This is a genomic window from Methylomagnum sp., from assembly GCF_054333355.1.
The window spans coordinates 1-7,670 of sequence record NZ_JBTEKS010000217.1 but is presented as its reverse complement, the minus strand read 5'-3'; the positions used below and the strand labels follow the sequence as shown (position 1 = coordinate 7,670).

Below are 7,670 nucleotides of genomic sequence, written 5' to 3'. Positions count from 1 at the left end.
CTTCAAGCCGCTGATTTTAAAGGGCAACGGCTTGGCAACGGTTTTGCTGTGGAAACGCTTATTTGCCTCCAAGTTGGACCTCCATGAAAACTTTCCTCGACTGGTCCGCCTACCGGGACGCCGGTATGGGCGACGCCTACGCCGATATTCCCAAGACCGGCGGCGACTTCGCCAAGGCCGTGGCGGTCTGCATCAACAGCGGGCTATGCCGCACCCACAACAAGGGCGTGATGTGCCCGAGCTATCGGGTCAGCGAAGTGCCGGATCACTCCACCGGCGGGCGGGTCAAGCTGCTCAAGGCCGCGCTGAATGGCGAACTCGGCACCCTACCCTTCACCGATCCCGCGCTGGCCGAAGCCATGGACCTCTGCGTGAGTTGCAAGGGCTGCAAACGGGAATGCGAGAACGCCGTGGACATGGCCGCCATCCGCATTGAGTACCTCGCCCAGCGCCAAGCCCACACCGGCCCATCCTTGCGAACCAAGCTGCTGGCCGGGCTGCCCCGCTGGCTGCATCGCTGGCCGTGGCTGGGAAAGCTGACGGCATGGCGCAACCGCACGCCCTGGCTGGCCGCGCTAGGCGAAACATGGCTGGGCATCGCCGCCCGCCGCCGCCTGCCGGAACCGGCCCCGCATAGCTTCCACGCGCCCGCCGCCGCGCCGGAATCCGTCGGCGGCACCCGCGAGGTGGTGCTGTTCGTCGACACCTTCACCCATTACTTCGAGCCGGACATCGCCGACGCCGCCCTGGCCGTGCTGAATGCGGCGGGCTATCAAGTCATCGTCGCCCAGCCCGCCGCCGACGCCCCCGAGCCGGAACGCCCCTTGTGCTGTGGCCGGACCTGGCTGGCCCACGGGATGATTGACGAAGCCCGCGCCGAAGCCCGGCGGGTACTCGCGGCCTTGCTGCCTCACGCCGAAGCCGGGCGGGCCATCGTCGGCCTGGAGCCGGCGTGCATCCTGTCCTTGCGGGACGAGCACAAGATGCTGGGCTTAGGCGAACCGGCCCTGAAACTGGCTCAGCACATCCTGCTGTTCGAGGAGTTCATCGCCAAGGAACACACCGCCAAGGCGTTCAAGCTCGACTTCAAGCCCGCCGACAAAACCGCCCCCGTCTTGGTCCACGGCCATTGCCATCAAAAGGCCGTGGGCGCCATGAAATCCATGCGCAAGGTGTTGAAGCTGGTGCCGGGGCTGGACTTCGAATTCATCGAGTCGTCCTGTTGCGGCATGGCGGGCAGTTTCGGCCTGGAGGCGGAACACGCGGCCACGTCCCTCGCCATGGCCGAATTGGCCCTGCTGCCCAAGCTGCGCGAACACCCCGCCGCCGCCGCCGTCATCGGCAACGGCTTCTCCTGCCGCCACCAAATCCGCGAAGGCAGCGGGCACCAGCCGAAGCATTTGGCTCAAGTATTGAAAGAGGCTTTAGCATGAAAATCGCCATCCCCATCACCGATTTCGCCACGGTGTCCGGTCATGCGGGACAGGCCCGTTATTGGCTGGTTTACGACTGCCAGCCGGGCCAGCCCATCCCCGAGCCGCAGCAAGTTTCGCTGGAACCAGCGCAGGTGATGCACCACTTCCAGGACGACGGCCCACACCCGCTGGATGGCGTCGAGGTCGTGATTGCGGGCAGCGCCGGGGACGGCTTTTTCCGGCACATGAGGAAGCGCGGGACCGATGTGCTTTTAACCGGGGAAACCGAACCAGAGGCGGCGCTCGCCAGGATTCTAGCGGGCGAGGCCCTGCCCGATCCGCGCTGGGATGCGTCGTTGTTGCTGTGCAAGGTGCGGGATTTGTTCTCGCGGTATTGAACCGCTCGTGGTCCCGCCTTTAGGCGGTAAGTGCCGCAAAAAACCGCCTAAAGGCGGGACTACGAGCGCCGAGCAACGCGCAAGGAGGCATGAATGGGTGGGCCTGCGTATATGCCGGTCCCGCATCCTCTACCATAATCGTCCCGCGTTAATCACTTCGGAGGACGCCCCATGAAACAAGCCATCGCCCTGCTTCTCGCCCTTTTCGCCTTTCTCTTCAACACCGCCGGTTTAGCGGAGACCGTTCCGCCGACCAACGGCAAGGTGAACCATGTCGTGATCGTCTGGCTAAAGGATCACGGCCCTCAAGCCCGCCAACAATACATCGAGGCGACCCGGAATTTGGCGAAGCTGCCCATGGTGTTGAGCTATACGGTGGGCGCCCAATTGCCCGCCCTGGAACGCAAAGCGCTGGACGCTTCTTATGATCTCGCCGTCGTCGCCACCTTCGCCGACCCCAAGGCGCTCGACGATTATTTGAAGCACCCGGAGCATTCCAAAACGCTCACCGAGAAACTCAAGCCCCTGGTGGATAAAGTGGTCGTCTACGACTTTGCCAGCGTGCAATAAAGGAGGGATTCCGCTCCTGCCGTTCGGCAAGGCGGGGGAGAGTGCGCTTGAATTTATGGCCCGCAGCCCCGGCTTGCCGACGCTGGGTTGACTAAAGCCGGGACCACGAGCCTTTTGCGGGAAGCTTGCCGGTCGGGTGCCTCGTGGTCCCGACCGGCTTTTTATTGCGCCGAAGCCAGCCGCGAATAGCGCTGCCTCACCGCCTCGGCCAGTTGATGCACCGCCATGGCGTAGTGGGTGCTGTGGTTGTAGCGGGTAATGACGTAGAAATTTTCGTAGCCGATCCAGTATTCATCCCCGGCGGCGGCGCTGAGCCGCAGCAGGCGGACGCTGTCGGCGGGGAATTGGACGGCGGGGCGGATGCCGTAATCGGCCAGGGTGGCGAAGCTGTAGCGCTTGTCCAGGCCGCACTCCAATTCACGGGCCGAGGGGCTTTCCAGCAGGGCGGGCGAGACCACTGGCTGCCCCTTGCGCCAGCCGTGACCGGCGAAGTAGCTGGCGATGCTGCCGATGGCGTCCACCGGATTCCACAAATCCTTGCGGCCATCGCCGTCGAAATCCACCGCGAATTTCAGGAAGCTGCTGGGCATGAATTGCCCCAGGCCCATGGCCCCGGCGTAGGAACCGACCGGACGCGAGGGGTCAATGCCTTCGTTCTGGGCCATGACCAGGAAGTTTTCCAACTCCTCCGCGAAGTAAGCGGCGCGGCGCGGATAATCCATCGCCAGCGTGGTCAGGGCGTCAATGATCCGGTGATTGCCGAAGTTGCCGCCGTAGATGGTCTCCACACCCATGATGCCCATGATGTGTTCGGGGCTGACGCCGTATTCGGCCTGGGCGCGCCGTAGCGCCTGGGCATGGCGGGACCAGAACGCCGCGCCGGTGGCGATGTGCTTCTCGGTGAGGAACTGGGCGCGGTAGCGGGTCCACGAACCGGGGCGCGGGGCGGCGGTGGGCTTGGGTTCGCGGCCCAGGTAATCCAGGGTCCATTGCTTGCGCCGGGCCTGGGAAAACAGGCCATAAAGATAATCGCGGGAATAGCCGTGTTCGCTCACCATCTTGTCGATGAACCGTTCGAGCGCCGGATAGCCCGAATAGTCTCCGGTCAGATACCGGGCCGAATATTGACCGCCCGCGTCGCCGGAGCCGCGCTGGGATTGCGGCTCGGGAATGGTTGGGGTCGGCTGGGGCGTGTGCCGGGGCAGCGGTTTGCGGGGGGTGTGGGAGCAACTCGCTTCCAGCAGGATGCCCACGGTTAAGGCGAGGACTCGGAACAATTTGGCGTGCATGGGCAAAAATCGAGAACGGGTATTTTGGAATGGCGGGTAAATCGCCGCCGCCTCTCCCCCCACCAGGGATTCCATCCAAAGCAAGAGGCGGCGGCAGGCGGGCATTACGCCCGCCGGGGCGCTCCACGACGGGGCGGAAAGCCACCGCCGCCGCCTTGGTTCTCACGGGGACGCGCTTCGTTGACGCGGATGTTCCGGCCCTTCAAGGGCTGGTCGTCCAGTTGCTTAATGGCTTCCTCGCCGCTGGCGTGATCCGGCATTTCCACGAAGCCGAAGCCCTTGGAGCGGTTTGTGAGCTTATCTATCACCACATTAGCGGAACCCACCTCGCCGAAGCGTGCGAAAGCCTCGCGCAGATCCTCGTTGGTGACTTGGTAGGACAAGTTGCCGACATAGATATTCATCATTGCGAAAACACCTGTACATGGAATCGTGCCATTCTCACAAAAATACATCAGCTACTTAACGAACGGCACCCGGATCAAGCACTGATGACCGGCTCCACCTCTGGAGCCAAATTGTCGGCGTCTCTACCCTGCGATAATTGGCGATGGATACAGAGCTTCCCCATTCCGTAAGCTTCAAAGGGAAATTGGGCGATGTCAATATTTTCTTTACGTTTGGGCGGACGGACGGGAACTTTTACGCCTCGCGCATGAACCGTTCCACCCGCGCCCGGTCGGGAATCGCGGGCCGGGCACCGAGTCCCGTGCAACACAGGGCACCGACCGCGCTGGCGTAGCGGAGCGTATCGAGCCAGTCCCGGCCCGCCGCGACCGCCGCCGCGAAGGCACCGTGGAAGGCGTCGCCCGCCCCGGTGGTGTCCACCGCCTCGACCGCGAATGCTGGCAACCGGCCCGATGCGGTGCCGCGCCGCCAAATCAATCCCCGCTCGCCCAGGGTGATGACCACCGCCGGGGAGCGCTCCGAAAGGCCCGCCAGCGCCCGCTCGGGATCGTCCGCGCCCAGCCATTGGCGGGCGAATTTTTCCGACGCCACCAGATAATCCACGGCGAACATCAGCGCCTCCGTGCCCCGGTGCAACGAACCGGCGTCGAGGACGGTGGGTATGCCTTGGGCTGCCAGGGGCGGGGAAATGAGGGGTTCGTGGCCGTCGAACAGGATGACTTTCGGAGCCACCGAGGAGAAGTCGATGGCACCCTCCGCTAGATGGCGGGTGTCGCCCTTGTAATTCACCAGGGCGCGGCCCCCGTCGGGCTTGACCAGCACGGCGGAGACCGGGGTGGGCGAGTCGCCACGCACGATCAGCCGGGTCGCCACGCCGTCCCGCACCAGCTCGGCCAAGTGCAAATCGCCGTAAGGATCATTGCCCAGATAGCCCGCGAAGGCGGCGTGGTAGCCCAGCCGGGCCACGGTCACGGCGGCATTGGCGGCGGGTCCGCCACCGCAGGCGATGAGGGCACCGGCGAAGATTTTCTCGTCGGCGTGCGGGTGGTGGGGCACCGCGAACACCAGGTCATAGGACGCATGCCCCACGCACAGGAGATCCAAACTCAAGGGAGAATCGGAAGGGGCGATGGACATTCGAGGCGTTTCCCCGAGGTGGGCGGACGATGACGCGGGGTTTATTCTTCCAGGCCGATGAAGTGCCAGATTTTTTCCACGGGCGAAGGCTCGTAATCCTTGGCGGCCTGCCCCGGCACGCCCTGCGCGTAGTTGAGGGCGTACACCCGCGCCGCGTCGTCGGCCAGATCGTTCATGTCCAGCTTGCGGTAAGCCTTCTCCATGATTTGCAGGGCCAGCGGCACGGCCTGGGTGCGCTCATAGCGGCGGACCACTTCGGCGCAGCGGCGGGCGGCGGCGAGGTAAGCCTCGCGGCGCATGTAGAAATCGGCCACATGGATTTCGTGCATCGCCAGGTTGTTGCGCAGTGACACGATGCGCTGCTTGGCGTCGTCGGCGTATTTGCTATTGGGGAAGCGGTTCAGCAATTCCTCGAACTCCTTGTAGGCGTCCAAGGCCGCGCCGGGGTCGCGCTGGGAGGAGTCGGTGGGAAGAAAGCGGTCTACAAAGCTGATGCCTCGGTTATAATTCACCAAGCCTTTGACGTAATAGGCATAATCGACATTCGGATGGGTCGGATTCAGCTTGATGAACCGATCCGCCGCCGCTATCGCGGAATCCGCCTCGTCGTTCTTGTAATAGGCGTAGGCGATGTCGAGTTGGGCTTGGGTCGCGTACTTGCCGAAGGGATAGCGGGCTTCCAGCTTCTCGTAGAGCTTCACCGCCTTGTCGTACCGCTTTTCGGTCAACGCCAGTTTCGCTTCCGTGTAGAACTTTTCGGCGGTCCAGTCGGCGTATTCGTCGACGGATTCTTCCTTGTTGCCTTTGAAAAAATCCAAGGCGGCGCAGCCGGACAACACCGGGCCACAGGCCAGGAAAGCCACCAACAAAAGGCGCGTTAGGCGCGGAGAACGGACTGAAACAAACATGAATGGACCCTGGACCGAAGGCGTCGCAGTATACCTTGAATCCCCGAACCGATAGAAGTGAACGCCACCACCCAAATTCTCACCGACGAGATACCCCTGGAGCTAGGCGGGCTACGCCTAGACCAAGCCTTGAGCGAGGTTTTCTCGGAGTTCTCCCGCAGCCGCCTGCAAACCTGGATCAAGCACGGCGCCGTGACCGTGGATGACGAGGTCATCGCCTCGCCCAAGCACAAGATATTGGGCGGCGAAGAGGTCGTCCTGCGGGCCGAGGTCGAAGACGTTGTTAGCTTGGTCGGCCAGGACATCCCGCTGGACATCGTCCACGAGGACGACTCCCTCCTCATCGTCGACAAGCCCGTCGGGCTAGTGGTACACCCGGCTGCCGGGCATTGGGACGGCACCTTGCAGAACGCCCTGCTATACCACTGCCCGGCGCTGGTCGGCATTCCCCGCTGCGGGATCGTCCACCGCATCGACAAGGACACCAGCGGCCTGTTGATGGTGGCGAAGACCTTGCAGGCCCACAAATCCCTGGTGGATCAACTCCACGAGCGCAGCGTCAACCGCGAATACCTGGCCCTGGTGAATGGCGCCATGACCGGCGGCGGCACGGTGGATGAACCCATCGGGCGCCACGGCACCGACCGCAAGCGCTTCGCCGTGCGGGAGGGGGGCAGGTCCGCTGTGACCCATTACCGGCTGGCCGAGCGGTTCCCCAATCACACCCTGCTGCGGGTGAAGCTGGAAACGGGCCGCACCCATCAAATCCGTGTCCACATGGCCCACATCAATTACCCGCTGGTGGGCGATCAAGTCTACGGCGGTCGGCTGCGGCTGCCCGCCGGGGCCAGTCCCCACTTGGCCGAGACGCTGCATGGCTTCAAGCGCCAAGCCCTGCACGCCGAGACACTGGGGCTGGAACATCCCGAGACCGGCGAATACTGCGAATGGAGTACGCCCGTGCCGGAGGATTTCAAAGCCCTGCTCGACGCGCTGAGGAACATCTGATGACGACGCGCTGGATTGAGCCGGACTGGCCCGCTCCATCCGGCGTCCGTGCCGCCAGTACGCTCCGGGGCGGCGGCGTGAGCGCCGGTCCCTACGCGGGACTGAATCTGGGTGCCCACGTCGGCGATGACCCGGCCCATGTGGAAGCCAACCGCCGCCGTCTCGCCGCCGCCCTGAACCTGCCCGCCGAACCCGTCTGGCTGATCCAGGTGCATGGCCGCCGCACGGTGCGGGCCGAAGCGCCGGGCGACCGCGTGGCCGATGCTGCTTACACTCGCGAATCTGGCGTGGTCTGCGCGGTGATGACGGCTGATTGTCTGCCGGTGCTGCTGTGTTCTCGTGATGGGGAGGCCATCGCCGCCGCCCACGCGGGCTGGAAAGGACTGGCGGGCGGCGTGATCGAATCGGCGGTGGACGCCCTGGGCGGCCGCGATACGTTGGCCTGGCTGGGTCCGGCCATCGGTCCCGAGGCGTTCGAGGTGGGCGGCGAGGTGCGGGCGGCATTTCTCGCCAACGGTGCCGAGTTCGCCAACGGCG

At 64.2% G+C, this 7,670-nt stretch carries 9 protein-coding genes; 5 read left to right on the top strand and 4 right to left on the bottom strand.

Annotated features, from left to right (window positions below; genetic code table 11):
• Positions 1-83: 83 nt before the first annotated feature.
• The 3 genes from ACXWUF_RS15150 to ACXWUF_RS15140 all read left to right on the top strand — a co-directional run bounded on the left by ACXWUF_RS15150 (position 84) and on the right by ACXWUF_RS15140 (position 2,383).
• Positions 84-1,433: a (Fe-S)-binding protein gene (locus ACXWUF_RS15150; RefSeq protein ID WP_458495490.1), complete on the top strand. Its 1,350-nt coding sequence runs from the start codon at positions 84-86 to the stop codon at positions 1,431-1,433.
• Positions 1,430-1,813, top strand: a complete 384-nt coding sequence (locus ACXWUF_RS15145; RefSeq protein WP_458495489.1) for a NifB/NifX family molybdenum-iron cluster-binding protein — start codon at positions 1,430-1,432, stop codon at positions 1,811-1,813. The genes ACXWUF_RS15150 and ACXWUF_RS15145 overlap by 4 nt, the downstream gene beginning before the upstream one ends.
• A gap of 171 nt (positions 1,814-1,984) precedes the next feature.
• On the top strand, positions 1,985-2,383 hold the full coding sequence (locus tag ACXWUF_RS15140; RefSeq protein WP_458495488.1) for a Dabb family protein: 399 nt from the start codon (positions 1,985-1,987) through the stop codon (positions 2,381-2,383).
• Between the two features lie 161 nt (positions 2,384-2,544).
• Here ACXWUF_RS15140 and mltB read toward each other — a convergent pair whose 3' ends face one another.
• The 4 genes from mltB to ACXWUF_RS15120 all read right to left on the bottom strand — a co-directional run bounded on the left by mltB (position 2,545) and on the right by ACXWUF_RS15120 (position 6,125).
• Positions 2,545-3,672 carry a lytic murein transglycosylase B gene (gene mltB, locus ACXWUF_RS15135; protein ID WP_458495487.1) on the bottom strand — a complete coding sequence of 376 codons (1,128 nt, stop codon included), beginning with the start codon at positions 3,670-3,672 and terminating at the stop codon, positions 2,545-2,547.
• 104 nt (positions 3,673-3,776) lie between these two features.
• Entirely contained in the window at positions 3,777-4,079 is a 303-nt protein-coding gene (locus ACXWUF_RS15130) for an RNA recognition motif domain-containing protein (RefSeq protein ID WP_458495486.1), read from the bottom strand.
• Between the two features lie 235 nt (positions 4,080-4,314).
• Complete coding sequence (locus ACXWUF_RS15125) at positions 4,315-5,217, bottom strand: carbohydrate kinase family protein (protein ID WP_458495485.1); 903 nt, start codon at positions 5,215-5,217, stop codon at positions 4,315-4,317.
• Between the two features lie 41 nt (positions 5,218-5,258).
• Positions 5,259-6,125, bottom strand: coding sequence for an outer membrane protein assembly factor BamD (locus ACXWUF_RS15120; RefSeq protein WP_458495484.1), 867 nt, complete (start codon positions 6,123-6,125; stop codon positions 5,259-5,261).
• A 57-nt stretch (positions 6,126-6,182) separates the two neighbouring features.
• On the opposite strand from ACXWUF_RS15120, the gene rluD reads away from it, so the two are divergent.
• Both rluD and ACXWUF_RS15110 read left to right on the top strand, forming a co-directional pair.
• Positions 6,183-7,133, top strand: a complete 951-nt coding sequence (rluD, locus tag ACXWUF_RS15115) for a 23S rRNA pseudouridine(1911/1915/1917) synthase RluD (RefSeq protein WP_458495483.1) — start codon at positions 6,183-6,185, stop codon at positions 7,131-7,133.
• Positions 7,133-7,670, top strand: a 538-nt coding sequence (locus ACXWUF_RS15110; protein ID WP_458495482.1) for a laccase domain-containing protein, incomplete at its 3' end; no start/stop codon positions are given. The genes rluD and ACXWUF_RS15110, both read left to right, overlap by 1 nt.

What these genes read in the sequence shown, in the direction of transcription:
- ACXWUF_RS15120 (WP_458495484.1), bottom strand. Translation starts at nt 6,125, where the DNA reads ATGTTTGTTTCAGTCCGTTCTCCGCGCCTAACGCGCCTTTTGTTGGTG.
- ACXWUF_RS15150 (WP_458495490.1), top strand. Translation starts at nt 84, where the DNA reads ATGAAAACTTTCCTCGACTGGTCCGCCTACCGGGACGCCGGTATGGGC.
- ACXWUF_RS15125 (WP_458495485.1), bottom strand. Translation starts at nt 5,217, where the DNA reads ATGTCCATCGCCCCTTCCGATTCTCCCTTGAGTTTGGATCTCCTGTGC.
- ACXWUF_RS15140 (WP_458495488.1), top strand. Translation starts at nt 1,985, where the DNA reads ATGAAACAAGCCATCGCCCTGCTTCTCGCCCTTTTCGCCTTTCTCTTC.
- ACXWUF_RS15130 (WP_458495486.1), bottom strand. Translation starts at nt 4,079, where the DNA reads ATGATGAATATCTATGTCGGCAACTTGTCCTACCAAGTCACCAACGAG.
- mltB (WP_458495487.1), bottom strand. Translation starts at nt 3,672, where the DNA reads ATGCACGCCAAATTGTTCCGAGTCCTCGCCTTAACCGTGGGCATCCTG.
- ACXWUF_RS15145 (WP_458495489.1), top strand. Translation starts at nt 1,430, where the DNA reads ATGAAAATCGCCATCCCCATCACCGATTTCGCCACGGTGTCCGGTCAT.